26 protein-coding genes are annotated in these 25,292 nt (G+C 70.4%); 17 read left to right on the top strand and 9 right to left on the bottom strand.

Annotated features, from left to right (window positions below; genetic code table 11):
- Positions 1–893 precede the first annotated feature (893 nt).
- The 5 genes from OG494_RS45155 to OG494_RS45135 all read left to right on the top strand — a co-directional run bounded on the left by OG494_RS45155 (position 894) and on the right by OG494_RS45135 (position 5,889).
- Positions 894–1,622, top strand: coding sequence for a hypothetical protein (locus tag OG494_RS45155; protein ID WP_328449476.1), 729 nt, complete (start codon positions 894–896; stop codon positions 1,620–1,622).
- Positions 1,623–1,682: 60 nt separating this feature from the next.
- The gene (locus OG494_RS45150) at positions 1,683–2,291 is read left to right on the top strand and encodes a toll/interleukin-1 receptor domain-containing protein (protein ID WP_328449474.1); all 609 of its coding nucleotides are present in this window, start codon (positions 1,683–1,685) and stop codon (positions 2,289–2,291) included.
- Positions 2,292–2,334: 43 nt separating this feature from the next.
- Positions 2,335–4,509, top strand: a complete 2,175-nt coding sequence (locus tag OG494_RS45145; RefSeq protein WP_328449472.1) for a hypothetical protein — start codon at positions 2,335–2,337, stop codon at positions 4,507–4,509.
- The gene (locus tag OG494_RS45140) at positions 4,506–5,519 is read left to right on the top strand and encodes a hypothetical protein (protein ID WP_328449470.1); all 1,014 of its coding nucleotides are present in this window, start codon (positions 4,506–4,508) and stop codon (positions 5,517–5,519) included. The genes OG494_RS45145 and OG494_RS45140 overlap by 4 nt, the downstream gene beginning before the upstream one ends.
- Before the next feature lie 94 nt (positions 5,520–5,613).
- The gene (locus tag OG494_RS45135) at positions 5,614–5,889 is read left to right on the top strand and encodes a YggT family protein (RefSeq protein WP_328449468.1); all 276 of its coding nucleotides are present in this window, start codon (positions 5,614–5,616) and stop codon (positions 5,887–5,889) included.
- Here OG494_RS45135 and OG494_RS45130 read toward each other — a convergent pair.
- The 3 genes from OG494_RS45130 to OG494_RS45120 all read right to left on the bottom strand — a co-directional run bounded on the left by OG494_RS45130 (position 5,869) and on the right by OG494_RS45120 (position 8,278).
- Positions 5,869–6,534, bottom strand: a complete 666-nt coding sequence (locus tag OG494_RS45130) for a TetR/AcrR family transcriptional regulator (RefSeq protein ID WP_328449467.1) — start codon at positions 6,532–6,534, stop codon at positions 5,869–5,871. The genes OG494_RS45135 and OG494_RS45130 overlap by 21 nt on opposite strands.
- Positions 6,535–6,602: 68 nt before the next feature.
- On the bottom strand, positions 6,603–7,454 hold the full coding sequence (locus tag OG494_RS45125) for an alpha/beta hydrolase (RefSeq protein WP_328449465.1): 852 nt from the start codon (positions 7,452–7,454) through the stop codon (positions 6,603–6,605).
- Positions 7,455–7,456: 2 nt separating this feature from the next.
- Positions 7,457–8,278: an alpha/beta fold hydrolase gene (locus OG494_RS45120; RefSeq protein WP_328449463.1), complete on the bottom strand. Its 822-nt coding sequence runs from the start codon at positions 8,276–8,278 to the stop codon at positions 7,457–7,459.
- A gap of 148 nt (positions 8,279–8,426) precedes the next feature.
- On the opposite strand from OG494_RS45120, the gene OG494_RS45115 reads away from it, so the two are divergent.
- The 4 genes from OG494_RS45115 (at position 8,427) to OG494_RS45100 (ending at position 11,818) form a co-directional block, all read left to right on the top strand.
- On the top strand, positions 8,427–9,137 hold the full coding sequence (locus OG494_RS45115; RefSeq protein WP_328449461.1) for a helix-turn-helix domain-containing protein: 711 nt from the start codon (positions 8,427–8,429) through the stop codon (positions 9,135–9,137).
- Between the two features lie 65 nt (positions 9,138–9,202).
- Positions 9,203–10,393: an FAD-dependent monooxygenase gene (locus OG494_RS45110; RefSeq protein WP_328449459.1), complete on the top strand. Its 1,191-nt coding sequence runs from the start codon at positions 9,203–9,205 to the stop codon at positions 10,391–10,393.
- Between the two features lie 69 nt (positions 10,394–10,462).
- On the top strand, positions 10,463–11,449 hold the full coding sequence (locus tag OG494_RS45105) for an MCE family protein (RefSeq protein ID WP_328449457.1): 987 nt from the start codon (positions 10,463–10,465) through the stop codon (positions 11,447–11,449).
- Positions 11,450–11,467: 18 nt separating this feature from the next.
- Positions 11,468–11,818 (top strand): YciI family protein, encoded by a 351-nt coding sequence (locus OG494_RS45100; protein WP_328449455.1) that lies wholly within the window; start codon positions 11,468–11,470, stop codon positions 11,816–11,818.
- Here OG494_RS45100 and OG494_RS45095 read toward each other — a convergent pair.
- Both OG494_RS45095 and OG494_RS45090 read right to left on the bottom strand, forming a co-directional pair.
- Positions 11,805–12,626: a class I SAM-dependent methyltransferase gene (locus tag OG494_RS45095; RefSeq protein WP_328449453.1), complete on the bottom strand. Its 822-nt coding sequence runs from the start codon at positions 12,624–12,626 to the stop codon at positions 11,805–11,807. The genes OG494_RS45100 and OG494_RS45095 overlap by 14 nt on opposite strands.
- A gap of 14 nt (positions 12,627–12,640) precedes the next feature.
- The gene (locus OG494_RS45090; RefSeq protein WP_328449451.1) at positions 12,641–13,423 is read right to left on the bottom strand and encodes a class I SAM-dependent methyltransferase; all 783 of its coding nucleotides are present in this window, start codon (positions 13,421–13,423) and stop codon (positions 12,641–12,643) included.
- A gap of 83 nt (positions 13,424–13,506) precedes the next feature.
- On the opposite strand from OG494_RS45090, the gene OG494_RS45085 reads away from it, so the two are divergent.
- Positions 13,507–14,112: an NAD(P)-dependent oxidoreductase gene (locus OG494_RS45085; RefSeq protein ID WP_328449449.1), complete on the top strand. Its 606-nt coding sequence runs from the start codon at positions 13,507–13,509 to the stop codon at positions 14,110–14,112.
- Here OG494_RS45085 and OG494_RS45080 read toward each other — a convergent pair.
- Positions 14,109–15,029, bottom strand: coding sequence for a proteasome assembly chaperone family protein (locus tag OG494_RS45080; RefSeq protein WP_328449447.1), 921 nt, complete (start codon positions 15,027–15,029; stop codon positions 14,109–14,111). The genes OG494_RS45085 and OG494_RS45080 overlap by 4 nt on opposite strands.
- 184 nt (positions 15,030–15,213) lie before the next feature.
- Here OG494_RS45080 and OG494_RS45075 point away from each other — a divergent pair, with 184 nt between their 5' ends.
- The 6 genes from OG494_RS45075 to OG494_RS45050 all read left to right on the top strand — a co-directional run bounded on the left by OG494_RS45075 (position 15,214) and on the right by OG494_RS45050 (position 19,699).
- Positions 15,214–15,723: a PH domain-containing protein gene (locus OG494_RS45075; RefSeq protein WP_328449445.1), complete on the top strand. Its 510-nt coding sequence runs from the start codon at positions 15,214–15,216 to the stop codon at positions 15,721–15,723.
- Entirely contained in the window at positions 15,720–17,267 is a 1,548-nt protein-coding gene (locus tag OG494_RS45070) for a PH domain-containing protein (RefSeq protein ID WP_328449443.1), read from the top strand. The genes OG494_RS45075 and OG494_RS45070 overlap by 4 nt, the downstream gene beginning before the upstream one ends.
- A gap of 343 nt (positions 17,268–17,610) precedes the next feature.
- The gene (locus OG494_RS45065) at positions 17,611–18,396 is read left to right on the top strand and encodes an IclR family transcriptional regulator (RefSeq protein WP_328459215.1); all 786 of its coding nucleotides are present in this window, start codon (positions 17,611–17,613) and stop codon (positions 18,394–18,396) included.
- On the top strand, positions 18,386–18,943 hold the full coding sequence (locus tag OG494_RS45060) for a GNAT family N-acetyltransferase (protein ID WP_328459214.1): 558 nt from the start codon (positions 18,386–18,388) through the stop codon (positions 18,941–18,943). Before OG494_RS45065 ends, OG494_RS45060 begins: the two co-directional genes overlap by 11 nt.
- A 142-nt stretch (positions 18,944–19,085) precedes the next feature.
- On the top strand, positions 19,086–19,283 hold the full coding sequence (locus tag OG494_RS45055; RefSeq protein ID WP_328449441.1) for a hypothetical protein: 198 nt from the start codon (positions 19,086–19,088) through the stop codon (positions 19,281–19,283).
- Entirely contained in the window at positions 19,262–19,699 is a 438-nt protein-coding gene (locus OG494_RS45050; protein WP_328449440.1) for a VOC family protein, read from the top strand. Before OG494_RS45055 ends, OG494_RS45050 begins: the two co-directional genes overlap by 22 nt.
- Positions 19,700–19,758: 59 nt before the next feature.
- Here the strand turns inward: OG494_RS45050 and OG494_RS45045 are convergent, their stop codons facing one another.
- Positions 19,759–21,024 (bottom strand): aminotransferase family protein, encoded by a 1,266-nt coding sequence (locus OG494_RS45045; RefSeq protein WP_328449438.1) that lies wholly within the window; start codon positions 21,022–21,024, stop codon positions 19,759–19,761.
- 287 nt (positions 21,025–21,311) lie between these two features.
- On the bottom strand, positions 21,312–22,502 hold the full coding sequence (locus OG494_RS45040) for a CaiB/BaiF CoA transferase family protein (protein WP_328449437.1): 1,191 nt from the start codon (positions 22,500–22,502) through the stop codon (positions 21,312–21,314).
- A 154-nt stretch (positions 22,503–22,656) separates the two neighbouring features.
- Between OG494_RS45040 and OG494_RS45035 the strand changes: the two genes are divergently transcribed.
- A complete protein-coding gene (locus tag OG494_RS45035; RefSeq protein ID WP_442874353.1) occupies positions 22,657–24,621 on the top strand; it encodes an NPCBM/NEW2 domain-containing protein in 1,965 nt (654 codons plus the stop codon).
- Here OG494_RS45035 and OG494_RS45030 read toward each other — a convergent pair.
- On the bottom strand, positions 24,611–25,291 hold the full coding sequence (locus OG494_RS45030) for a GntR family transcriptional regulator (protein ID WP_328449436.1): 681 nt from the start codon (positions 25,289–25,291) through the stop codon (positions 24,611–24,613). The two genes, OG494_RS45035 and OG494_RS45030, sit on opposite strands and share 11 nt — an antisense overlap.
- Position 25,292 lies beyond the last annotated feature (1 nt).

Raw genomic sequence — 25,292 nt, 5'->3', positions numbered from 1 at the left:
TCGGGTTTGTGTTTCCAAGGGTGATCTTCGAGCCTGACCACCGATCGCACTTCGACACTTGATCGCCGTCGGCAAGATCAAACGGTCAAACCCTTGATAAGAGCACCCTTCCCCCGACCCCTCCTGCAGTTCGACTTGATCGGCACGCCGGAGCCCGCGTAAGCGGGTTCATCAGACATGGTGCCCGCGAATCGCGCCGATGCTCCCGTCCTGCAACGTCTGCGGGGCGACCCCTGCGGCAGCCGCAGCTAGCAATGCTGCGGAACGTCGCACCGGCCCCGGTCGCCATCTTCGGGACGTCCGCGCGCTCGCGGGGATCTGTCGGTCAACAAGAGATCTCGGCGAAGCCGGCTCGAGATGCGAGACCAACTGCCGGACTGGTTCCGATCGGCCGAGATACGTGTTCTCTCGCGAAAGACGCTGCCAAGATCAACGGGGCGACACGAGGCACGCCGGATCCCGGCACCCGCCACTGCCACCACTCCCGTCCGCCAGCGCTGAGTCGTCGGCGCACAAAGGCCTGCAGGGGTCGCGTTCCCGCCTGCGACGACCCGTACCAGCCAGCCTCAGAGGGGCACTGAGCACGCCCGTGGCCACACGACGATCGCCGCGTGAGATGGCTCCCGAGCAGGCTTTTCACACTTTCTGTCCATTAATCTTCCAGTATTTGTCTACTTTCCATTCCTCGATATCCAACCGTTGCAAATACCTTATGTCACAATGACCTGATCCGGTAACGTTCCAAATGCCTGAAGAGACTTCGAACCAGGTAATGAAGCGGACCCAGTGAAGGTGAGCTGACCATGTCTGTCCCCTGTGCTCGGTGCGGGACGGCGCCCGCGCTGCCGAGTGCGGAGTTCTGTGACGGCTGCGCGCCGGCGTCCATCATGTCCATGACCCTCGAATTCCCAGTTGTGCCACCGAACGCTGAACAGTCCGATCTCCCGCTGGAGGACCTGCCGCCCGCGGCAGCACCCGTGCTGGTGCCGGGGACGCCACCTCCGGCCGAGCCGGCACCCGCACCTCCTGCTCAGGACGAGCTGCGGCCCTACAAGCGCGCCGCCGGCGTGGTGGGAGCGGTTGCCACCGTGGTCGCGATCGTGGTGGTCGTCGCCTTTACCGCCACCACCGGGCGCAATACGTCCGCCACGTCTTCTTCCACCGATGCCACGACGCCGACCACGACGACCACTCCGGTCGAGACCGTCTCCAGCACGCCGGACTCCCGGCCCACAGACGAAAGCTCGGCCCGGCAACGGCTTGATGACCAGGTCGGGCACGATCGCGGGCAAGTCGATCTGCTCACGGACTCCTGGGTTCCCCAGCTCTCTTCAAAGATGCTCGGCCTCAAGGCGAACGGCACAACCTACGACCACCAGGCCATCTGGGCGGACTTCACGAGTTTGCAGACGAAGTACCCCGGCGTGCTGCTGCTGTGGTCGGGCGACTACAGCAGCTTCAAGCAGGGCAACTTCTGGGTCACAGTCTTCCCACAGCCCTACAGCAGTGGCGAGTCCGCGAACGGCTGGTGCGACGACGCGGGAATCGACAAGGATGGTTGTTACGCGAAGCGCATCACGCACACGGGCGGATACACCGGCAGCACCATGCTTCGAAAATAGCCACCGAACGGACATCTTCCGGACAGAAACGCGACTAAATCGGATACGGAGAAAACGGCTGTGACCCAGGTTTTCCTCAGTTACCGCACCTGTGACGAACCCTTCGCGGCGGCTTTCTTCGACCTCGAGCTGACCCGTGAGTTCGGTCCGGACGCGGTGTTCTTCGCGTCTCGGTCGATCGAACTCGGCGCGAGCTGGGAGACGGCGATGTTCGCGGCGGTTTCCGCTTCGGATGCCGTTCTGGTGATCATCGGGTCGAGGTGGCTGACGGCGGCCGACAAGAAGGGACGACGACGGCTGGACGACCCGCGCGACTTCGTGCGCCGGGAAGTCGAATTGGGTCTTCAGCTGAAGAAGCAGGTCATCCCGGTGCACCTCGAACGCCGTCACGAGCTCGACGTCGACACACTGCCGGAATCGCTGCGGGAACTCGCCGGCAAGCAGAGCACGACCGTGGCGTTCCGCAACAGCAAGCCTGACTTGGACCGGCTGGTCACGCGCCTGCGTAGGCAGATCCCATCGCTGGTTCCGGCGCCCCCGGCAGCGAGCGCCACGAGCATCGACAACAGCACGCACAACACCGTCACCGGCCCGGTCCACGGGAACGTCTTCCAAGGCCGCAAGCACATCGGAGGCATCTTCTTCGGCGAACGGCCCTCCGGCACCTGACCGACCCCAGTACCTCGAAGACAGCAGTCAGAGGAGACACCACGTGGTCGACGAGAAGCCAACCACCCCACCGGCGAAGCCACCTGCCCCGGTTCCGCCCTCCGCGGAGCAGCCGGCAACGGCCAAACCCGACGGCAACGCAGCGGACCCGTCAGGTGAAAAGGTCACCACACCCGGCCCGGCAGCGGACGCCGACCGGGACTCGGCCGTGCGGAACCTGCAGGGCGAGGCGGCCCTGCTGGAGCAGACGGAGATGGGCAAGTACGTCTCCCGTGGGATCAACCAGTTCAACGCAGAGACGATCATCTTCACGAGCTCCTACGACGAGGAGTTCACAGACAGTGGCCGCCGCGCCGGGCAACGCCGGCCACCCAGGCTCCGCCTCTCCGAGCAAGACCTCGACAAAGCGACGGCATCGTTCGTCGAGCCGCCTGGCTTTCAGGACGAGCTGGCTCTGCTCGCGGACCGGAACCTCGTCGTGCTGGCCGGCCCGATCCGTACCGGCAAACGCACCCGGGCCCTGCAACTCCTCAAGACGACCCTGCGCGATGCCGGACTTGACGAGGCCGTCGAAGAGCTGCCCGCGTCCATACTGACGAACCCCCAATGGCGGGTGCCGAGGAAGGACACCGGGTTCGTCGTTTTCGACGAACCCGGACGCAAGGACGCCTTTTCCGCCGCCAAGATCGGCGAGGAGTGGCTGCGGAACATCGCGCAGCGGTTGCAAGAGTCGGACAGCTTCTTGGTCGTGGTCACTGGCCCGCCCGGCGGTTCGCTTGCCGACGCGCCCAATCGCGCCGAGTTCGTCCTCGACGAGTGGGAGCTGCCCGATTCGGTGGAGATCCTGCACCGCCGGCTGCGTGACACCGTGCCGTCAGAAGCCGAAGAGCTGATCGAAAAGCTGGGCGGCACCGAGCTAACCGAGGTGCTCGTCGAGCGGGACAGCCCCGCCTTCGCAGTACGCGCAGCCACGGAGATCGTCGAGAGCCACCGAGCCGGCCGCAGTCTCGAAGAGACAGCGGCGAAGCTCGGTAATGCCGAGGGCCTGGTCCACGAGTGGCTGAGCCGCGATCCGGAAGTGAAGGACCTTTCGCTGGTTCTGGCCACCGCGGTGCTGGACGACACCGGGTACCTCAAGGTCGCGGACGCGGCGGTCTCGCTCTACCAGCGGCTGAGTAGCGGCGGCGGCGCGCCCACGTCCTTGCGGTACGCACAGCGGCTCCTCGCCGACCACACCTGGCTTCAGCGCGTGCCGCCCGAAGACCATCGGCGCGCCCCGACGCTGCGGTTCCGGCACCCGCGAGTTCGGCCTGCCGTGCTCAGGGTCGTCTGGTGCGGCTACGACGGCGCCCGCGGCAAGATCTTGGAGTGGCTCAAGGAACTGGCCTTGCACCCCGACGTCGAGATCCGGGCAGGCGTGGCCCAGGCCATCGGGATCCTGGCGCAACAGGACTTCCAGCACGGCGTGCACGAATACCTGCAACCGTGGGGGCGGGAAGACTCTCAACTGCTGAGGCAGACTGCCGCACTGGGCCTCAACGTCGCGGGCGCGCTCGGCGACGACCGTGCGGCGTGGTCGGTGCTCGAACGCTGGGCCACGTTCGCGTACTGGGAGAACACGGAGAACCTCTGCACCACCGCGGCGCTCGCCGCCGGCGGCCCCCTCGGCATCCGCGAGCCACGGCGGGCGCTGAGAGTCCTCCGCGACTTCGTGGTCTGCCCGGACAAGTGGGACGTGCTGACGTCGGTGGCTGCGAGCACCCGCGCGCTGCTCGGCGCCGGCCGCGGCCGCGAGGTGCTGGACGCTCTGCACGAATGGACCGAAGCGGACGGCGACAAGGACGCCCTTGTCAAGGCGCTGCTCGTGTTCACCTGCGTCGTCGAGCCCGACTCCGAAGACGCCTGGCCGGTGCTGCTTCGCACAGCGGACGAAAATCGCGAGCGCATCACCGCACTATGGTGCCGGGCCATGGCCAACGGGTTCGTCCGGGACCTGGCGCTCGGCGAGCTGCGCAACTGGGTGCGCCGGGTCGATGAGGACCCGGGTGCCGAGCCGGTCGTCCTCGGTCTCGTCGCCGACATCGCGGACGAAAGCCCGGGCGACAAGAACCGCGTCCGCCACGCACTCAGCCAATGGGCCCAAGACCGCTACCAGCCATCGTTGGCCGCGGCGACGTTTTACGACCTGATGGACGAACCGGAAGAAGAGGTGTCATGACCCGGACCTACAACCCCATCCTGGAACGCACTGAAGTAGGCCGGAGCTGGTTCCGCTCGACGTCGCCGGCCCCCGAGCTGGGCACAGCGCACGTGCTTATCCGCGCCTCGGCGGAGCCGATCGTCGTGTGGCACGGTCGGCCCGGGCCGACCGGCCGGCTCGGCGACCACCGCCGCTACATCATCGATGTCGCCAACCACGGCATCTCGTTCACTGTGAAGGCGGCGAGCGCGGAAGCCGTGTTCTCCTTCTCTGTGCAAGTCGAACTGGCATGCCGGGTGCTCAACCCGCTCACCATCGCGCGGGACAACATCCAGGACCTGACCGCCGCACTTCTCCCCTCACTCGCCCGCGAGATCCGGGACACGGCGGCACGGTTCGAGGTGCTGCGCCCGACCGACGCGGCACGGGCGATCGAACTGCGGTTGAGCTCGGCCCATCCGTCCCAGGACGTGGAGCTCGGTGGGTACTCGGTCACGGTGGAGCCCGTGAACACCCAGGGAGTGGTCGAGGCAAAGCAGGAACTCGGCGTGCAGAAACTGCGCCGGACGGAAATGCGGGACGTCTCGCACGGAGGACCTGAAGAGCAGTTCGCCCAGCTGCTTGCCACGAACAACGGCGACGTGCGCGAAGTGCTCGCATTCCTGAGCAACGAGCGCAACGCCGAGGCACAGAACATGCTCAAGGGCCTGCAGATCGCCATGGGCGGCAATCTGGAGGACATGGACGTCGCCGAGGTCCACCGCACTGCGTTCGGCAACCTCTTCGGCGGGAAACACAGCGGGTTCGGCGGGCAGCGGGAGAGCATGCGCGAACGCGTCGAGCGACGGAACAAGGCCGCGGCTATCGAAAGCGGTTCCGTCGTGGAGGTGTCCGACGCCACCGTGAGCAAGGAAGCGAGAGCGGCAGAGAAGCCGGTATCCGCGGCGCCTGCCAAAGCACCGTCCGAGAAGCCGGCAGGCGAGTCGGCGAGTGACTCGAACGGCGCCGCACCATCGGGTGACGTCTGAGGCGCGATCCTGTCGAAAAGCTGTGAAACCGGACAGACCTGGCACTCCCCGCCGCTCCCGCGCGTTCACCGGGTAGCAAGACGGAGGAGGACCGATGGGTGCGTTGGGGACGTTGCTGGGGTTCGCGCTGACCCTGTACATGCTCGTGCTGATCGCGCGGATGGTGCTGGACTGGGTCGCCGTGGTGGGCACCAGCCCGCCGTGGACCCGGCGGGCCCGCGGGCTGGCCTACGCGGCGACCGAGCCCGTCATCGGGCCGGTGCGACGCGTCGTGCGGCCGGTACGGCTCGGCGGGATCTCGCTCGATCTCGCCTTCACGCTGGTGTTCGTCGCCGTGCTGGTGCTGCGGTCAGTCGCCTTCAGCCTGTAGCGTGCCGCGGAATCCCGCGGACAGCCGGTCGACGCCGCGCTCCAGTTCGGCGCGGACGCCGCGCAGGTCGATGCCGTCCGGGTCGATCAGGGCCTGCATCGAGATCCCCCGCAGCTGGGCGAGCAGCGCGGACGCGTACGCGTCGGCGTCCCGGACGCCCGTGATGGTGCCGTCGGCGATCCCGCTGGCGACGGTCTGGGCGATGGCGAAGCGGAACCGGCGGTCGGCCTCGGTCAGGGCGGCGCGCATGGCCGAGCTTTCCGCCGACGCGTCGCCCCAGAGGGCCAGGAACGCGTGGTTGAGCGTCGGCATCGTGGTGATGAGCTCGAAGATGATGTCCAGCAGCGCTCGCAGCATGTCCATCGGCGTCGCGGTGGCGGACCCGGTCCGGGCCGCCACCGCTTCGCTGTAGGCGTCGGTGAACTCCTCGACGGCGTACTCGACCAGCTTGCCGCCGAGGCCGTCCTTGTCGCCGAAGTGCTGGTAGATCACGGCTTTCGCGTACCCCGAGCGCGCGCAGACCCCGCCGAGCTTCATCTTGCCGAAGCCTTCCTCGGCGATGAGGTGCGCGGCGGCGTCCAGAATGCGAGCCTCGACGGCCTCGTCGGCGTCCTGCTGGATCCGGCCTGCGGCGGAACGGTCCACCGGGCCATGCTAGCCAGTGGAACCCCGATATCACCGGCCAACTTGGCCCATACGCGCGTGACCTGCGATTACTTGACGAACCGGCCGACGAAGTCGAGCGCGGTGGCCGCCACCTCCCGCCAGCCGCTGTCGATGGTCAGCGAGTGCCCGCGGCCGGGGAGCTCGGCGAACTCGGTCGTCCCCGGGTTCTTCAGCTGCCGCTCGTAGGTGGCGTGCGCGATGGCGTGCGGCACCTGGTGGTCGTGCTCGCCGGAGATGACCAGCAGCGGGCCGCGGTCGGGGTTGAGGTTGTCGGCCTTGACCTCGGTGCGCGGGTTGATGTTCGCGAACGCGGCCTGGAAGATCGGCACGCCCGAACCGGCGACGTGGTACTTCTCGTACAGCTCGTGGGCCTCTTCGTCGCTGACGGCGTTGGCGAAGCCGTACTTGAACTGCTCGAACGTCAGCGCCACCGCGCGGTGCCGGTTGGCCGGGTTCGTCAGCACCGCCGAGGACGCCTTGAGCGCGCTGGCCGGCAGCGGCAGCACGCCGCGGGATGGCGCCGGGTCGATCGCGACGGTCGCGGCCGACAGCCCGCGCCCGGCGAGCATCTGGACGAGCAGCCCGCCGAACGAGTGCCCGATGATCGCCGGCTTGCGGTCCAGCTTCTCGACGATGGCCTGCTGGTACGCCGCGACGTCGCCGACGCTCTTGTTGGCGAAGACGTCCGGGTTCGCCCGGGCCTCCTCGACCGTGGCCGGGTCGTCGGGCCAGCCCGGGGTGACCGCGGCGTAGCCCGCGGCCTCGAAGAACTCGGCCCAGCGGTCCCAGCTGGTGTCGAGCAGCCACAGCCCGTGGACGAACACGACCGGCTGCTTGCCGGAGGTGTTGGCCCGCTCGACCTCGGCCAGTTCCTGAGCGGTGGGTGCGGGGACGGTCACGGTCACTCCCGGATGAATTCGAGCAGCTCGGCGTTGAACCGAGTCTCGTGGTCGCCGCACAGGCCGTGCGGCGCGCCCTCGTGGACGACGAGGGTGGCGTTCGGCAGGATCTCGGCGCTGCGCCGGCCGGCCGCGTCGATCGGCACGATCTGGTCGTCGTCGCCGTGCACCACCAGCACCGGGATCTCGATCTTGCCGAGGTCGCCGGTGAAGTCCTGCTCGGAGAACTGCGCGACGCAGTCGTAGGCCGCCTTGAGCCCGACCTGCATGCTCAGTCGCCAGAACTGGTCGCGCAGGCCCTGCGAGACCGTCGATCCCGGCCGGTTCGCGCCGTAGAAGGGCGCGGACAGGTCCTGGTAGAACTGCGACCGGTCGGCCGCGACGCCGGCGCGGATGTCGTCGAACGCGCTCAGCGGCAGGCCACCGGGGTTGGCCGCCGTCTGCAGCATCAGCGGCGGCACCGCGCCCAGCAGCACGGCCTTGCGGACGCGCTCGGTGCCGTGCCGGCCCAGGTAGCGCGTCACCTCACCGCCGCCGGTGGAGTGCCCGACGAGCACGACGCCGGTCAGGTCCAGCGACTCGATGAGCGCGGCGAGGTCGTCGGCGTAGGTGTCCATGTCGTTGCCGGTCCACGTCTGGCTGGACCGGCCGTGGCCGCGCCGGTCGTGCGCGATCGCGCGGAACCCGTTGGACGCCACCAGGTTCAGCTGCGGATCCCACGCGTCGGCGTTCAGCGGCCAGCCGTGGCTGAACACCACCGGCGGCCCGGAACCCCAGTCCTTGTAGAAGATCTCGGCACCGTCGGAAGTGCGAGCGAAAGGCATCACGACCTCTTTTCTCCGAGAAACCGAGCCTAGGAGCGCCCGGCGCGTGCCGGATCGGCTCTCGGTGCCCGGCCCTCGGCCGTCCGCGCCACGCGATTGCGGGATCCGGGCGCTGTCGGGACGCCGAGCGGTCCGGTTGACTGGCTTCATGACCGTGGGTTTCGAGACGCAGCTCGCCTGGTGGTCGTTCGGGCCGGTGACGCTCTCCCGCGTCGAGCCGGCCGGAGTTTCCCTGCCACGCGGGGAGCGCTCCGGCGAGCTGAGCCTGCTCGCCACCCCGCGGCCGGTCACGTTCGTCTGGCAGGACCACGACGCGCCGCGGACGCTGCACGTCCCGCTGGGCGAGCTGGGCCTGTCCGCGGCGACGGTCGGCCGGGCGGCACCGCGGCTCGCGGCGAGCCCGCTCCACCGGCTGGTCGCGCGCCACGTCCGGGACCTGGCCCGCGACGCCGACGTCCTCAGCGCGACGCCGTCGGCGGACGCGCTGGGCCGCGTGTGCGTCGATCTGGTCCGGGCGCTGCTGGTGAGCGCGGCGGGCGAGGAGCCGGCGCTGATCACCCAGGTGCAGACCCACGTGCGGCGCCACCTCGGCGACCCCGGCCTGTCCCCCGCGTCGGTCGCCGCCGCGCTCGCGGTGTCGCCGCGCCAGCTCTACCGGGCCTGCGCGGCCGCGGACGTCCGCCTCGAGCAGTGGATCATCACGGCCCGGCTGGCGGCGGCCCGCGCCGACCTGGCCGACCGGCACCTCCCGATCGCCGCGGTCGCCCGCCGCTGGGGGTTCAAGGATCCGACCCACTTCACCCGCCGGTTCCGCGCGGCTTACGGCGTGTCGCCCAGCGAGTGGCGGCACCGTCAGTGAACGGTGCGGGACCCGTCAGCGGGCCTCGGCAGTCTTCGGTCATCACCGACCGAGAGGACCTCCCGATGACCGCCAAGACCGTGCTCGTGTCCGGGGCCAGCATCGCCGGCCCGTCCGCGGCCTACTGGCTGCACCGCCACGGCTACCGCGTCACCGTCGTCGAGACCGCGCCGGAGCTGCGGCCCGGCGGCCAGGCCGTCGACTTCCGGGGTGAGCAGGTGAAGCTGCTGGCCGCGATGGGCGTCCTCGGCGACGTCCGCCGGTACGAGACGGCGATGGGCGAGCAGACCGTGCTCGGCCTCGACGCGAAGCCGCAGCTGACCGTGCCCGGCGCCGCGTGGAGCGGCGAGGTCGAGATCCTGCGCGGCGACCTCGCCCGCGTCCTGTACGAGCACACCAGGAGCTACACCGAGTACGTCTTCGGCGACCGCGTCACGAGCCTGACCGAGCACGCCGACGGCGTCGAGGTCACCTTCTCCCGCGGGGCGCCGCGGAAGTTCGACCTGGTCGTCGGGGCCGACGGCGTGCACTCGGGGGTGCGGGCCGCGGCGTTCGGGCCGGAGGCGGATTTCCGCCGCGACCTCGGCTTCGGCATCGCCGGGTTCACCGCGCCCAACCACCTCGGGCTCGACCACACGAGCGTCATGTACAACGAGCCCGGCCGCGGCCTGACGGTCGGCAGCCACCGGCACGCGGACCGGCTGCACGTCGGGCTGGTCTTCGCCGCCGACGGCGTCGAGTTCGGCCGCCGCAGCGCCGGCGAGCAGCGCGCGCTGGTCGCGCGGCTGTTCGCGGACACCGGCTGGGAGACGCCGAAACTGCTCGAGTCCCTGCCCGCGGCCACCGACCTCTACGTCGACTCGATCAGCCAGATCCACCTCGACCGCTGGTCGAAGGGCCGGGTCGTGCTGCTCGGCGACGCCGCGTGGTGCGCCGGGCCGGGCGGGTCCGGCACCGGGCTGGCGATGATGGGCGCCCAGGTGCTGGCCGGGGAGCTCGCGGCGGCCGGCGGCGATCACGTGACGGCGTTCGCGAAGTACGAGGAGCGGCTGCGCAAACCGGCCGCGGTCGGGCAGAAGAACGGCAAGGGCTCGGGCAACTTCCTCGCGCCGCGCACGGCCGCGAAGATCCGCAGCCGCAACCGCGCCTACAAGATGCTGAGCACCCGGCTGTTCGGCCGCGTCTTCACCTGGATGACCGACCGGGCGGCCAACGCGCTGGAGTACCGCGAATATCCGGTGCTCACCGCGGCGTGACGCGGCGATCTTCCTCTCTTCGGGGGACTACGCTGGCGGCCCGGCGTGAGGTGCGTCACCCTGGCCGCCATGTCACTACGCCGGGCCCACGACGCCCCGGTCCGGACGGCACTCGTCGGAATCGCGGTGCTGGGCCTGGGCATGGTGACCGCGATGAACGCCCGGTCCCTGCCGGTGATCGGCGACGGGACGACGTATTCCGCCGAGTTCGGCGAAGCCGCGGGCCTGTTCGAGGGCAACGACGTCCGGATCGCCGGGGTGAAGGTCGGCCGCGTCTCGGACATCCGCCTGCGCGGCGACCACGTCCTGGTGTCGTTCCAGGCGAAGGGCGCGTGGCTGGGCGACACGACGAGCGCGGCGATCCGGCTGAAAACCGTGCTGGGCCAGAAGTTCCTGGCGCTCGACCCGCAGGGTGAAGGCACCCTCGACCCGGACACGCCGATCCCCCGCGCGCGCACGACCGTCCCCTACGACGTCCTCACCGCGTTCGGCGAGCTTTCGTCCACTGTGGACCGGATCGACACCGCGCAGCTGGCGAAGAGCTTCGACACGCTGTCGGCGACGCTGGCGAACACACCGGAGAGCGTCCGGGCGGCGCTCACCGGGCTGTCGCGACTCTCGGACACCCTCGCCTCTCGTGACGGCCAGCTCTCGACACTGCTGGCCAACACCCGGGTGGTGTCGCGGACGCTCGTCGACCGCGACGCCGCCGTGCGGCAGATCCTGAACGACGGCAACCAGCTGCTCGAAGAGGTGAGCCGCCGCGAAGGCGCGATCACGTCCCTGCTCGACGGCTCGCGGCAGCTGGCCACCGAGCTGTCCGGGCTCATCACCGACAACGAGGTGCGGCTCGGGCCGTTGCTCACCCAGCTCGACCAGCTGACGTCGATGCTGCAGCGCAACCAGGACGCGCTCGCCGCCGGGATCCGCGGGTTCGCGCCGCTGGTCCGCCTCGCCGTCAACCTCTCCGGCAACGGCCGGTGGGTCGACGGTTACCTGTGCGGGCTCCTGCTGCCGTCGTTCGGGCCGCTCAACGAGGAAGGCTGCTTCGGCTGAGCGTGGCATGCTGACCGCATGCGATACCTGCTCCTGCTCTGCGGCGACGAATCCGCGGAAGCGGCCGCCGGCCCGGAGATGGCCCGGCGCTGCCACGAATGGGGCGCCGACCTGGCACGGCGCGGGATCGGGCAGACCGGCACCGGCCTGCGCCCGCCGTCCGAAGCGAAGACGCTGCGCGTGCGCGACGGCGACGTACTGCTCACCGACGGTCCGTTCGCCGAGACCAAGGAGCAGATCGGCGGCTACGTCATCCTCGACTGCCCCGACCGCGAAACGGCCGTCGAAGTCGCTTCGCGGCACCCGTGGGCCGAGGCCGGCTCGCTCGAGCTGCGTGAGATCGCCGACGGGCCACCTACACCTTCGTGATCTTCACCGTCACCTGGTTGTCGTTGTAGGTGTACGCCACGTATTCGAACTCGACGCCGGTGCGCTCGACGTACTCCGTCCAGGCGCGGTACTCGTGCCGCTTCCAGCCGGGGAAGTTGAAGAACTCGTCGAAGTGCACGATGCTGCCGGCGCGCAGCCGCGGCCCGCAGAGGTCGAGGACGGTCTTGGCGGAGCTGTAGAGATCGCCGTCCACGTGCAGGAAATCGACGCGGCCGGGGTGCTGCTGCAGGAATCCCGGGAGACTGTCGGCGAACAGGCCGACAACCAGCTCGGCGCCCGGGACGTCCGGCAGGTCGTCGCGGGCGAACGCGCCCGCGGGCATGCCGTTGAGCCACGCCTCGGGCAGGCCGTCGAAGGAGTCGAAGCCGTAGACCTGCTCGCTGCCGCGGGCGCGGGTGATCGTCCGCAGCGTGTTGCCGGACGCGACGCCGAACTCCAGCGCCATTCCGCCTTGGGGCGCCAGGGAAAGCGCGTACTCGAGCGTCTGCTTCGGCTTGCCGAAGTGCGGGGCGCCGACCAGGTGCTCGCGGGCGAAGACGTTGCTCTCCAGGGCCGCGTCCTGGTCACCGGCGTAGACGATGTCGCGGCGGCTGCGGATCTCGAACTCCACCACCCGATCGAGCAGCCGGTCACCCTGACGGACGATCTCCTCGCGCAGCTCCGTGGCCATCCGGTTCAGCTGATCGGTGTACGGGTCGTGCACTTTCGAGGCCACCCGGAACAACAGCTTCCCCAGCGTGCGCCTCAAGGTTTTTGTTGCGGAAGAACGGGATTCCGTCTGGTTCATCTCGGGACGGTACCTCACACTGTGGTCGCCTCTCGTGAGTGTTCAGGGCGGTTAGAACCGCCCTGAACACTCACGACGAGCCGGAACCCCGCGTCCCACTCCGGCAGGTCCAGCAGGTCCCGGTGCTCTTCGTGCCAGCGACCGGACTCGAGGTCCGCGCGCAGCCGGGCGATGCCGCGCGCCACGGCGTCGGGGTCCGTCTGGGCCAGGGCCGAGCACGCCTGCCGCACCGCCGGGTCGAGGTAGGCCTCCGGGCGCCGCCAGTGGGCCGGGAAAACACCGTCGGTGAAGTCCCACGGCACCGGCAGCGGGACCACGCTCCGCGCTCCCAGGAAAGCCGCGATGTCCGACGCCGACGGGCGCGACCGCTCCAGCTCCGCCACCTCCGGCACGTACTCGCGCACCAGCCAGAAGTCGTTGTGGCGCCCGGTGTCGTAGGCCAGCACGACCTGCCGGGGCGCCACCCGGCGCAGTTCGGCGAGGCCACGCCGCCAGTCCGGCCAGTGGTGCACGGTCAGCACCGCGAGCGCGGCGTCGAACGTGCCCGCCGCGAACGGCAGGGCCTCCGCGACCGCGCGCACCACCGGCGCGGCGCCGGGAGGGCGTTGCCGGATCATCGCCGCGGACGGCTCGACCGCGGTGACCCGCCGCCCGGGCGGCTCGTAGGAGCCCGTGCCGGAGCCAACGTCGAGCACCGTGCCCGCGTCTCCCAGCGCGTCGAGCAGCGGCGCGAGCCAGCGTGGGTCGGTCCGCCTGCCCAGCGCGTAACCGAGACCGATGCGGTCGTAGGTCGTCATCGCACACCCCCAGGTCGAAGCCGATTTCGTTGCGGTAACCGGCACCCCCGAGCCTAGTTTCACCGGCGACGGAAGGGGATTCCATGAGCAGGATCATCGTGTTCGGCGCCGGCGGGCGGGCCGGGCAGCGGGTCGTCGCCGAGGCGACCAGGAGGGGCCACGAGGTCACCGCGGCGGTGCGCGACCCGGGTCGCCACGAGGGGGTCGCGGCCGACGTCACCGACGCGGACAGCGTGGCGGCGGTGGTGGCCGGGCACGACGCGGTCATCAGCGTCGCGTACGCCGCCGGAACGGCATCGGCCGCGTTCTTCCCGGCCGCCGCCGAAGCGCTCGTGCGCGGCCTGACCCGAGCCGGGGTCGGCCGGCTGGTCGTCGCCGGGATCGGGACGACGCTGGAGACGGCGCCCGGCGTCGCGGTGCACGACGCGCCGGGCTTCCCGGCCGCGCACCGCGAGTTCTCGCTGGGGCACGCGGCCGAGCTGGCCGTACTGCGCGAGAGCGGCCTGGATTGGCTGGTCGTCGCGCCGCCGCCGGTGATGCTGGGCGAAGGCGACGGCACAGGCACCTACCGCACGGCCGTCACGACGCTCCTCCCGGCGGAGGCGTTCGCCTACGCGGACTTCGCGCTCGCGCTGGTCGACGAGGCGACGACGCCGAAGCACTCGCGGGTGCTCCTGGCCGTGGCCTAACGCTCCGGGGTTTCGCCGCCGTTCTGCTCGGCGAGGAACCGCTCGAACTGCGTCCCGAGCTCCTCGGCGGTCGGCATGTGCTCGACGGACTCCGCGAGCAGGCTGCCCTTCTCGGAGGCCTCGACGAACGCGTCGTACTGCCGCTCCAGCGCGCGGACGACGTCGCCGGCGTTTTCGTCGGACGCGGCGATCTGCCGTTCGATCTCGGCGGCGGCGAGGTCCGCGGCCGTGCGCAGCTCGCCGACGGCCAGGTTCAGCCCGGTCGCGCGGCCCAGCGCCTCGAGCAGGTTGAGCGACGCGGTCGGGTACGCCAGCTGCGCGAGGTAGTGGGGCACGTGCGCGGCGAAGCCGACGGCGTCGTGCCCCCACTCGCCGAAGCGGTACTCCAGCAGCGCGGCGGCGCTGCCCGGCACCTGCAGCCGGTTGGGCAGCGGCTGGTGCTCGCCGACCAGGTCCTGGCGGGTGGCGTGCGCGGTGACGCCGAGCGGGCGGGTGTGCGGCGCGCCCATCGGGATGCCGTGGAAGCCGGCGGTCAGCCGGACGCCCCAGCGCTCGACGAGGTTGCGGACCGCGGCGCAGAACCGCTCCCAGTCGTGGTCGGGCTCCGGGCCGGACAACAGCAGGAACGGCGTCTCGTCGGCGTCGTGCAGCAGGTGGACGACCAGTTCCGGGGCGTCGTAGTCCTCCCAGTGGTCCACCGCGTAGGTCATCGTCGGGCGCCGTGAGCGGTAGTCGATGAGGCGGTCGACGTCGAACCGCGCGACCACCCGGTGTTCCCCGCTCAGCAGGTGCTCGGCCAGCAGACGACCCGCCGAACCCGCGTCCATGAACCCCTCGAAGTGGTGCAGCAACACCGCCCCGGTCAGGTCGGGGACGTCCGAGTCCACCTCGTACAGGTCGTCGGGATCGAATCCCACCGGATCCTCCTGCTCACTGCTCGCCGACACTTATGCGAATCCTTCAAGCACAACACACCCCGACGGGGATTCCATTCCACCGGCCGTGCCGGGGATCGTAACGCCATGCGATCGAGGCCGGACCGGATCGGCATCGTGACACTTGTCGTGGGCGCGCAAGCCACCGATCGGGCACGCTGAAGCGGTGAGCGAACACACCACGAGTACGGCCCTGCGGCTGCGGCCGCCGGCACACCGGGTCAGCCGCCGGGCCATCGGCTACTGGACGACGACCGCCGCGATCCTCTGGATCGTGCTGATCGGGGTGCAGACGCTCATCGTGGCGACCAGCGACGACGCGCCCGCGTTCCTCGACGTGACGCTGGTGATCTCGTGCGTGCTCGGCCCGCTGCACCTGATCGTGATGCCGCAGTGGCGCTACCGCGTGCACCGCTGGGAGGTCACCGGCGAGGCCGTCTACACGCAGGCGGGCTGGCTGAAGCAGCAGTGGCGGATCGCGCCGGTCTCGCGGATCCAGACCGTCGACATCGAGCGCGACCCGTTCGAGCAGCTCTTCGGGCTGGCGAAGATCACGGTGACGACGGCGTCCGCGGCCGGCCCGCTGCGCATCGCGGGCCTGCGGCACGACCGCGCGCTGGAGCTGGCCGACGAGCTGACGAAGACGACGCAAGCGATCCGGGGGGACGCGACATGAGCAGCACCGCCGACACCGGGACGGCCGTGGTCCGGCCCGCCGAGGGCACGCAGGACGCGCCGTGGCACCACCTCGACCGGCGCATGCTGCTCATCCGGCCGGTGCTGGACCTGGTGAAGTCGCTGCCGGTGCTGCTGGGCGCGTTGCTGTTCGGCCACGGTGAGCCGTGGCAGTGGATCGGCCTGGCCTTCACCGCGATCGCCGTCTTCACCGGTGTCTCGCACGTGCTGACGTCGCGCTACCGGATCACCGAGTCGCAGGTCGAGTGGCACACCGGGCTGCTGCTGCGCAAGCAGCGGGCCATCCCGCGCGACCGGATCCGCACGGTCGACGTCACCTCCGAGCCCAAGCACCGGCTGTTCTCGCTGGCGGCGGCCCGGATCGGCACCGGGCGCCACAACCACGGCAAGGGGCCGAACAAGGACGAGCTGGTGCTCGACGCCGTCACGGTCGCCGAGGCCCAGCGGCTGCGGACGCTGCTGCTGCACCGCAAGGCGCCCGCCTCGTCCGCCGCGGTCGCCGCGGACGAGCCCGCCGCGCCGCCGGAGCAGCTGATCGCCGCCGTCGACAAGCGCTGGCTGCGGTACGCGCCGTTCACGCTGTCGGGGCTGGCGGTGGTGGGTGCCGCCGTCGGCACCGTCTACCACTTCGCGCACGAACTGCACTTCGACCCGGTCCAGTTCTCGCTGGTCCGGACGGTCGTCGGGCACTTCGCCGACACCCCGACGTGGCTGAGCGTGGTGCTCGCCGCCGTCGGGCTGCTGGTGCTCGTGTCGGTGCTGTCGGTCGGCGGGTACATCCTGTCGTTCTGGAACTTCCGGCTCACCCGCGAGCCCGCCGGCACGCTGCACATCCGGCGCGGGCTGATCACGACGCGCTCGGTGTCGATCGAAGAGGACCGGCTGCGCGGCGTCGAGGTCCGCGAGCCGCTGCCGCTGCGCCTGGCGGGCGGCGCCCGCTGCGTCGCCATCGCGGGCGGCCTGCGTGAAGGCAAGGGCGCGGACAAGAGCGGCGGCCTGCTGCTGCCCCCGGCCCCGGTCGCCCGCGTCCACGAAGTCGTCGCGGCGGTCCTCGGCGAAGACCCCGCGGCGACGCCGCTGGTGCGCCACCCCCGCCGCGCCCTCTACCGCCGGCTGTCCCGCGCGGTGATCGGCGTGCTGGTGCTCGCCGCGGCGCTCTACGCGCTGTCGTGGCTGGGCGCGCTCCCGGACTGGCCGTGGCAGGTGGCCGTGGTGCTGCTGCCGTTCGCGGCCTTGGTCGGCTGGGACCGCTACCGCGGCCTCGGCCACGCGCTGACGGGCCGCTACCTGGTGACGCGCTCGGGCTCGCTGGACCGCGGCACGGCGGTGGTCCGGTGCGACGGCATGACGGGCATCGTGGTCGAGCGCTCGTTCTTCCAGCGCCGCGCGGGCTTGGTCACGGTGATCGCCCCGGTCGCGGCGGGCAAGGGCCACTACCGCGTCCTGGACGTCGGCGAGACAGACGGGCTGACGCTCGCCGACCGGGCTCTCCCGGGGCTGCTGACGCCGTTCCTCGAACGCTGACCGCTCGGGGACCGAGCCGATCGACGTCGATCTCGTTGTGGGCGGGGAACCGGAACTCGTCCCACCGCAGCTCAGCCACACCGTCACGCCGCCCGGTCCGGCGCACCCGATTTCCGGGTACTACAAACAAAAGCGAGTTCGGCACGTTTCGGTCGATATTCAATTGCCCCCGGACCGAGGCCGGGTCGGCCGGGTCGACACCGCCGTGACCTGCGAAGCAGTCACACCGCCGGAGCCGCTTGCCGTATCCCGTTGGGAATGCTGGCTTTCGTTTCACGCAACGTGCTAATTTATTCACCCCGTGTGATAGCGAAGGTCGTTTTTGTCCCACCGAGAGGTCATGATGACGCCTGCCGTCAGTCCGGTCGACGGTTCCGCCACCACTTCCCCCCGCCGTACCCCCGGTGCCAGCAGTTCCCGGAAGGTCCTGCAGCTGCTGCTCGCGTTCTCCGAACGCCGGTGGGAGGCCAGCGTCGCCGAGCTGGCCGCCACGATCGGCACCCCGGTCGCGACGACCTACCGCTACGTCGCCCTGCTCAAGGAGCTGCAGCTGCTCGAAGAGGGCACCGCCGGCCACTACCACCTGACCAGCCAGGTGATGCCGCTCGCGCGGGCCGCGCAGCTGGCGAACGACCTCGTCCGGCTGGCCAAGCCGGCCATGGAGGAAGCGGCCCGCGAACTCGGCGAGACCGTGATGCTGTTCCAGCAGTTCGGCGACGCCGCGGTGTGCGCGGACCGCGTCGAGTGCGACCGGGCCATGCGGTTCACCTTCGAGCCCGGGCATTCGGTGCCGCTCGGGCTCGGCGCGTCCGGCAAGATGCTGCTGGCGCTGCTGCCGGAAATCGAACGGGACCGGCGGCTGCCGCCGATCATCGACCAGTACGGCATCGGTGTGCGCGACGAGCTGAAGTTCGCGCAGGAGAACAGGTTCTCGCTCAGTTCCGGGGAAATCGACGAAGGCGTCTGGGCCTGTTCGGTCCCGGTGCCGACGATGGGCAAGCGGCCGACCGTGCTGACCATGGCCGGCCCCGCCGCCCGGATCACCGAAAGCGCCCGCGACACCGCGATCACCGCGCTGCAGGGCTACGCGAACCGCATCCAGCGGACGTTTTCGTCGTATTCGCTGTAAAAATCCCGCGCGCCGGAGCGGTCGCGCGAGTAGGAATGCGAAGGTGATCCGGCTCGCGCGCCCCGACGACCTGCCCGCCCTGATCGACATCGAGCGCGAGGCCGGGCGGATCTTCCGCGACCTCGACATGGCCGCGATCGCCGACGACGACCCGGGTTCGGTGGCGGAGCTGTCGGTCTACCAGGCCGACGACCGCGCCTGGGTGAGCGTCGACGCCGACGACCGCCCGGTCGCCTACCTCGTCGCGGAGGTCGTCGACGGGCACGCGCACATCGAGCAGGTCTCGGTCCGGCCCGGCCACGCGCGGCGCGGAATCGGCCGCGCGCTCATCGAGACGCTCGCCGTGTGGGCGGCCGAGCGCGGCCTGCCGGCGCTCACGCTCACGACGTTCACCGAGGTGCCGTGGAACGCGCCGTACTACGAGCGGTTGCGGTTCCGGGTCGTCGAGGACGCCGAAATCGGCGACGGGCTGCGTGACATCCGCCGCTCCGAAGCCGCCCGCGGCCTGGACGCCTGGCCGCGCGTGGCGATGATCCGCCCACTCTGACCTGCGCAAATGCCCTTTTCTCCCCTACCTGGGGGATCCACTGGCGCGACCAGTCGAACATGTGTTCTACTGTGCGGGCCGGTCCCGGAGGGGGAAGCTCCGCGGGCCGGCCCAATCTTTTCGGGGAGTCTGAGGAGGCAGCGTGGCGGTCAAGATCACCCACCTGACGAACGGCCAGCAAGTGCGTTTCGCGAACGCGGACGGCGCCCGCCGGTACGCCGAGATCATGGGCGGCGGCGTCGACAAGTGGCGGTTCACGGTGGTGCCCGAAGACCTCGCGTTCCGGAAAATGTCGGACTCGGTCGTTAACGTGCCGGTATGGCGTATGACTTCCAGGTGACCGTGGACTCGGCCGACCCGCACGTGCTCGCCGACTGGTGGGCCGAGACGCTCGGCTGGACCGTGGAACCGACCGACGAGAACTTCATCCGCGAGATGATCGCGAAGGGCTACGCGAGCGACGCGGAGACGAAGACGCACAACGGGGCTTTGGTGTGGAAGACGGGTGCGGCCATCCGGCACCCGGACTCTCCACCGGAAGGTCCACCGAAGCGGGTGCTCTTCCAGCTGGTCCCGGAGCCCAAGACCGTGAAGAACCGGCTCCACCTCGACGTCTGGGTCGGCGCGGCCAACGTCGACGCGACGGTGGAGAAGCTGACCACGCGGGGCGCGAAGTTCCTGCACCGCGGGCAGCAGGGGCCGCACAGCTGGGTGACGGTCGCGGACCCGGAGGGCAACGAGTTCTGCGTGTCGTGACACGCAGGGTGAACGGCTCATTCCTGCCGTCGGAGGACAGGAATGAGCCGTTCACCGTTTCAGCGCAGGCGGTCCAGGGCCTTCGGCAACGCCGTGGCCAGCAGGTCGAGTTCCGGTTCCGCCGCGATCAGCGGCGGCGACACGGCGATCCCGCGGCCGAGGTTGCGCACGATCACACCCTCGTCGCGGCACGCGCGCTGCAGCTTGACCGGGGCGCCCGGGTCGGCGTCCATGACTTCCGCCGTCAGCTCCACCGCGGCGAGGAAGCCCAGGCCGGCGCGGACCTCTTTGACCAGCGGGTGGTCGCTGACACCGGACACGGCGTCGGCGAGCGGCTTCTCGAGTTCGCGGCCGCGCGGGATCAGGCCGTCACGCTCGTAGATGTCCAGCGTGGCGAGGCCCGCCGCGCAGGCGACGGGGTGCCCGGCGTACGTCGCGCCGTGGCGGAAGATCGGGGCGCCGGGCGCGCCGGTGAAGAACGGTTCCGCCACGCGCGGGGCCACGATCAGCGCGCCGAGCGGGATGGTCCCGCCGGTGATGCCCTTCGCCGTCGTGATCATGTCGGGTTGCACCGACCACCGGTCGATGCCGAACCACGTGCCGAGCCGGCCCCACGCGGCGATGACGCAGTCCGCGACGAACAGGACGTCGTGGCGGCGGCAGATTTCCGCGACCGCCTCGATGTACCCGTCCGGCGGCAGCAGCACACCGCCCGCGCCGATGACGGGTTCGCAGAAGAACGCCGCGACGTTGGCCGCGCCCACCCGCTGGATCTCGGCCTCGAGCGCGCCGGCGTCGTCGAACGGAACGTGCGAGAACTCCGGCGGCTGCGGGCCGACGCCGGCCGCGTTGGCCGGGATGCCGCCGACGGCCGTGCCGAACCCGTGCGTGCCGTGGTACCCCTGCGTCCGGCCGATGACGTGCACCTTCTCCGGCCGCCCGGTCTGCGCGAAGTAGGCGCGCGCGAGCTTCACGGCGGTGTCGATGACGTCCCCGCCACCGGAGCCGAAGAACACCTTCGACCCGGGGGTCGGCGCGAGCTCGGCGACGCGGTCGGCCAGCTCGATCGCCGGCTCGTTCGCGTTGTAACCGAACAGGTTGTACGAGTCGAGCGCCCGCAGCTGCTTGCCGACGGCCTCGGTGATCTCCGGTCGCCCGTGCCCGAAGTTGGCGTACCAGAGCGACGCGGTGGCATCGAAGTACCGCCGCCCGGCGTCGTCCCAGACGTAGGAGCCCTCACCGCGGGTGATGACCATCCGATCCCCGTCGACGGCCCCCATATCGGCAAACGGGTGCCAGAGGGCGTGCTTCGGCTGTGCTGACATCGGTCCTCCTCAGGTCGCGCCCTCATCCTTACCAGGGCGAAGCAATGAGCGCGAACACTCCATCGTGCACAGTTCGGCGGTCCGGACTGGCCGGAACGGCACCACAACCTGTAACAACGACGCCGCTTGGCCGACCAACCGCGGGGCTTCCGCCGCCCCCAGCGGCAGGCGCAGACCAGCCCCGGCGGGGTTCGCGGTGCCGGCCCTCGGCACCGTCGCGTGGTGGTTCCTCCGGCAAAGGCTGCACGTGGCCCGACCCGGTCCTCGCGTCCGGCACGAACTGAGCCTCACCCCAGGAACTCCGCGATCTCCGCTTCCGAATAACCCAGCTCCGCCAGCACCTCCGAAGTGTGCTGCCCCAGCGTCGGCGGCGCGGACGTCGGCCGCGCCGGTGTATCCGAAGCCTTCACCGGGAACCCGGTGCCCACGTACGTCCCCACCGTCGGGTGCGGCAACCGCACCACCTGGTCACGCGCGGCCGTCCACGGGTCCGCGTACACGTCGTCGATCTGGTTGATCGGAGCCGCCGGGATGCCCGCCGTGTCGAAGGCCTTCAGCCAGTCCGCCGCCGCGCGGGTCCGCAGCACCGGCTCCAGCAGCGCGTTCAGCGCATCCCGGTGCGCCGCGCGCGCGGCGTTCGAAGAGAACCGGGGGTCCGATGCGATGTCCAAGCCGAGCACCCCGCAGAACGCGTGCCACAGCTTTTCGCTGCCCACCGCGATGATCAGCCAGCCGTCGGAGACGTGGTACGCCTGATACGGGACGATGCTCGGGTGCGCCGAGCCCATCCGGCGCGGCCGCGGGGTGTCGTAGAAGTGCGCGCCCGCCGCGTAGGTGTGCCACGCCAGCTGACTGTCCAAAAGGGACACGTCGAGGTACTGGCCGCGGCCGGTGGTGTGCCGGGCCTGCAGCGCCATAAGCACGGCGATGATCGCCCACGTCCCGGCGTTGAGGTCGGCCACCGGCAGCCCGACCTTCGCCGGCGGGCCGCCGGGCTCGCCGGTCAGCGACATGACGCCGCCGAGGGCCTGCGCGACCAGGTCGTAGCCCGCGCGGTCGCGGTAGGGCCCGGTCTGGCCGAACCCGGTGATCGACACGTGGATCAGCCGCGGGTTCACCGCCGCCAGCGCGGCGTAGCCGATCCCCCACTTCTCCAGCGTCCCCGGCCGGAAGTTCTCGACGAGCACATCGGCGCCGGCGACCAGCCGCCGCAGCGCGTCCCGGCCGCGGTCGCTCTTGAGGTCGAGGACGATCCCGCGCTTGTTCCGGTTCGCCGCGAGGTAGTAGACGGCCTCTTCGCCGACGAACGGCGGGCCCCAGCCGCGGGTGTCGTCGCCGTGGCCCGGCGGCTCGACCTTGACGACGTCGGCGCCCATCTCGCCGAGGTACTGCGTGCAGTACGGCCCGGCGAGGATGCGGGAGAGGTCGACGACCTTGATCCCGTCCAGCGGCCGGAGTCCGTCAGGGGCAGGGGGCATCAACGGCTCCTCGTCGGGCTCGGCGGCGTCCGCCCCTTTCTACCTCGCGCTCTCGGGAAATGGATTTCCTACCAACGGACCTAGACGGCGATCACTCCCATCGTGTTGATTGTTGATCGAGTCTGTGCAGAGTTGCGCACTCCTGGAGGGAACGATGCGTCGTCTTGTTGGAATGGCGGCCACGCTGGCCGTCTGCGCCACGCTGGTCACGGTCACGCAAGCCGCGGCCGCGGAACCCCGGTACTTCGCCGCCCAGCGCGTCGGCGACCGGCCGCCGATGGGCTGGAACAGCTGGAACAAGTTCGGCTGCGACATCAACGAAGACCTGATCCGCGGCGCCGCCGACGCGCTCGTGTCGTCCGGCATGAAGGACGCGGGCTACCAGTACGTCAACATCGACGACTGCTGGGCCGAACAGAACCGCACGGCCGACGGCAAGCTCGAACCCAACCACGAGAAGTTCCCGCACGGCATCAAGGCGCTCGCCGACTACGTCCACGGGCTCGGCCTCAAGCTCGGCATCTACACCAGCGCCGGCACGCTGACCTGCCAGAAGACCATGCCCGGCGCGCTCGACCACGAGGACGCGGACGCGCAGTCGTTCGCCGACTGGGACGTCGACTACCTCAAGTACGACAACTGCAACAACCAGGGCCGCCCGGCGATCGAGCGCTACACCAAGATGGGCGACGCGATCGCGAAGACCGGCCGCCCGATGATCTACGCGCTCTGCGAATGGGGCGAGAACGACCCGTGGACCTGGGGCCGCGACGCCGGCGCGCAGCTGTGGCGCACCACCGGCGACATCAGCGACAACTGGGGAAGCATGACCGGCATCCTCGACCAGCAGGTCGGCCTGGAGAAGTACGCCGGCCCCGGCGGCTGGAACGACCCGGACATGCTCGAGGTCGGCAACGGCGGCATGACCGACGCCGAGTACCGCTCGCACTTCTCGCTCTGGGCGTTGCTGAACGCGCCGCTGCTGGCCGGAAACGACCTGCCCGCGATGTCGGCGGCGAACAAGAAGATCCTGGAGAACAAGGACGTCATCGCGCTGGACCAGGACTGGGCGGGCACGCAGGGCCACAAGATCCGCGACGACGGCGACACCGAGGTCTGGGCCAAGCCGATGTCCGACGGCTCGGCCGCGGTCGTGCTGTTCAACCGCGGCCCGGCGAGCGCGGCGATGAGCACGACGGCGAAGGACCTCGGCCTCAAGGCGCGCGACTACCGCGTCCGCGACCTCTGGAGCGGCACCGAAACCGAGACCGCCGGCACTCTCCGCGCCGCTGTGCCGTCCCACGGCTCGGCCGTGTTCCGCGTCTGGCCGGCCACCCACCCGGCGGCCGCGCCGCTGACGACGCTGGCCCTGCCGAGCCCGGACTACGTGCCCGCCGACCGGCCGCTGACGACGACGCTGAAGGTGACCAACGACGGCAGCACGCCGATCGCGGACGTCCGGACCAGCGTCACGGCGCCGACCGGCTGGAAGCTGGCCGGGCCCGGCACGTTCACGGTGCCGGTCGTCCTGCCCGGGAAGAGCTGGCAAAAGGCGGTCACCTTCAAGCCCGTCGCTCCCACCGGCGATCACGTCACGCTCACCGCGAAGGCGAGCTACCTGACCCTGTGGGGCAAGCGCGACCTGGCGTCGGAAGGCACATCGCCGCTCGTCTCGCGGCCGACGGCGGGGACGACGGCGTTGTCGAAGGCTCCGTGGATGTCGTCCGACAACGGCTGGGGCCCGGTCGAACGCGGCACGAGCAACGGCGAGGCCCAAGCGGGTGACGGCCACAAGATCACCATCGCCGGCACCGGCTACGACGACGGGATCGGCGCCCACGCCCCGTCGAGCGTGCGGATCTACGTCGGCGCGGGCTGCACGTCGGTCAGCACGCTGGTCGGCCTGGACGACGAGAACTCCGATGGCAGTGTGGGGTTCCGTCTCCTCGGGGACGGCAAGGAGCTGGCCGCCACCGGCGTCATGCACCCCGGAGACAAGGCTCAGCCCCTGACCGCGCAGCTCTCCGGCGTCCAGGTGCTGGAGCTGTCGGTGACCGACGGCGGTGACGGCAACACCAACGACCACGCCGACTGGGCGAACGCCACGATCACCTGCTGAGGTCGATGAGCCAGGCTTCGGCGTCGCGGAGGTAGCGGTCCAACGCAGCCTCCGCGACGTCGAACCGGCCACCGCGCAAGTCGTCCAGGATCTGCTCGTGACACTCGAGGAACGGCTCGTAGAACTCGCGGGTGTTCTCGTTGAGCACGAAGAACAACCGGGTTTCGGCGAGGACCTGGCGCATCATGGCGGAGATCCGTTCGCTGCCGGCGAGATCGGCGAGCGCCTGGTGGAAGTGGATGCTCGCGGTGCCGACCGCCGGCCAGTCCTCGGCTTCCGCGGCCGCGCGCCCGTCCCGCAACGCGCCCTCGGCCGCCGTCAGGTCCACAGTGGATCGTTCGGCCGCGCGGCGCAGGGCACCACATTCGGTGGCCCGGCGCACGACGTAGAGGTCTTCGATGTCCTCAGTGGTCAGTTCGCGCACGAACACACCGCGGTTCAGCTCGTGCACGGCCAGCCGTTCGTGGGCCAGCAGCTGGAACGACTCGCGCAGTGTGTTGCGCGAGACGCCCAGCGCCGAGCTGATCACCGGCTCGGAAAGCCTTTCACCGGGGGCGAAGACGCCGTCGGTGATGTACTGGCGCAGGATCGCGGCCACCCGCTCGGCCGTGCCGCTGCGCGCGAGCAGGTGCCGCTCGCGCTCCAGCCCCGAGGCGTCCACAGTGGACATC

This window comes from Amycolatopsis sp. NBC_00438 (assembly GCF_036026695.1).
Taxonomy (GTDB): domain Bacteria; phylum Actinomycetota; class Actinomycetes; order Mycobacteriales; family Pseudonocardiaceae; genus Amycolatopsis.
This window is presented reverse-complemented; position numbering and strand designations above follow the sequence as displayed.

Bases quoted from the DNA above. Each gene is read 5' to 3' on its own strand.
- OG494_RS45155 (WP_328449476.1), top strand. From the start codon at position 894: ATGACCCTCGAATTCCCAGTTGTGCCACCGAACGCTGAACAGTCCGAT.
- OG494_RS45140 (WP_328449470.1), top strand. From the start codon at position 4,506: ATGACCCGGACCTACAACCCCATCCTGGAACGCACTGAAGTAGGCCGG.
- OG494_RS45135 (WP_328449468.1), top strand. From the start codon at position 5,614: ATGGGTGCGTTGGGGACGTTGCTGGGGTTCGCGCTGACCCTGTACATG.
- OG494_RS45120 (WP_328449463.1), bottom strand. From the start codon at position 8,278: ATGCCTTTCGCTCGCACTTCCGACGGTGCCGAGATCTTCTACAAGGAC.
- OG494_RS45115 (WP_328449461.1), top strand. From the start codon at position 8,427: ATGACCGTGGGTTTCGAGACGCAGCTCGCCTGGTGGTCGTTCGGGCCG.
- OG494_RS45110 (WP_328449459.1), top strand. From the start codon at position 9,203: ATGACCGCCAAGACCGTGCTCGTGTCCGGGGCCAGCATCGCCGGCCCG.
- OG494_RS45105 (WP_328449457.1), top strand. From the start codon at position 10,463: ATGTCACTACGCCGGGCCCACGACGCCCCGGTCCGGACGGCACTCGTC.
- OG494_RS45100 (WP_328449455.1), top strand. From the start codon at position 11,468: ATGCGATACCTGCTCCTGCTCTGCGGCGACGAATCCGCGGAAGCGGCC.
- OG494_RS45095 (WP_328449453.1), bottom strand. From the start codon at position 12,626: ATGAACCAGACGGAATCCCGTTCTTCCGCAACAAAAACCTTGAGGCGC.
- OG494_RS45090 (WP_328449451.1), bottom strand. From the start codon at position 13,423: ATGACGACCTACGACCGCATCGGTCTCGGTTACGCGCTGGGCAGGCGG.
- OG494_RS45085 (WP_328449449.1), top strand. From the start codon at position 13,507: ATGAGCAGGATCATCGTGTTCGGCGCCGGCGGGCGGGCCGGGCAGCGG.
- OG494_RS45070 (WP_328449443.1), top strand. From the start codon at position 15,720: ATGAGCAGCACCGCCGACACCGGGACGGCCGTGGTCCGGCCCGCCGAG.
- OG494_RS45065 (WP_328459215.1), top strand. From the start codon at position 17,611: ATGACGCCTGCCGTCAGTCCGGTCGACGGTTCCGCCACCACTTCCCCC.
- OG494_RS45050 (WP_328449440.1), top strand. From the start codon at position 19,262: ATGGCGTATGACTTCCAGGTGACCGTGGACTCGGCCGACCCGCACGTG.
- OG494_RS45045 (WP_328449438.1), bottom strand. From the start codon at position 21,024: ATGTCAGCACAGCCGAAGCACGCCCTCTGGCACCCGTTTGCCGATATG.
- OG494_RS45040 (WP_328449437.1), bottom strand. From the start codon at position 22,502: ATGCCCCCTGCCCCTGACGGACTCCGGCCGCTGGACGGGATCAAGGTC.
- OG494_RS45035 (WP_442874353.1), top strand. From the start codon at position 22,657: ATGCGTCGTCTTGTTGGAATGGCGGCCACGCTGGCCGTCTGCGCCACG.
- OG494_RS45030 (WP_328449436.1), bottom strand. From the start codon at position 25,291: ATGTCCACTGTGGACGCCTCGGGGCTGGAGCGCGAGCGGCACCTGCTC.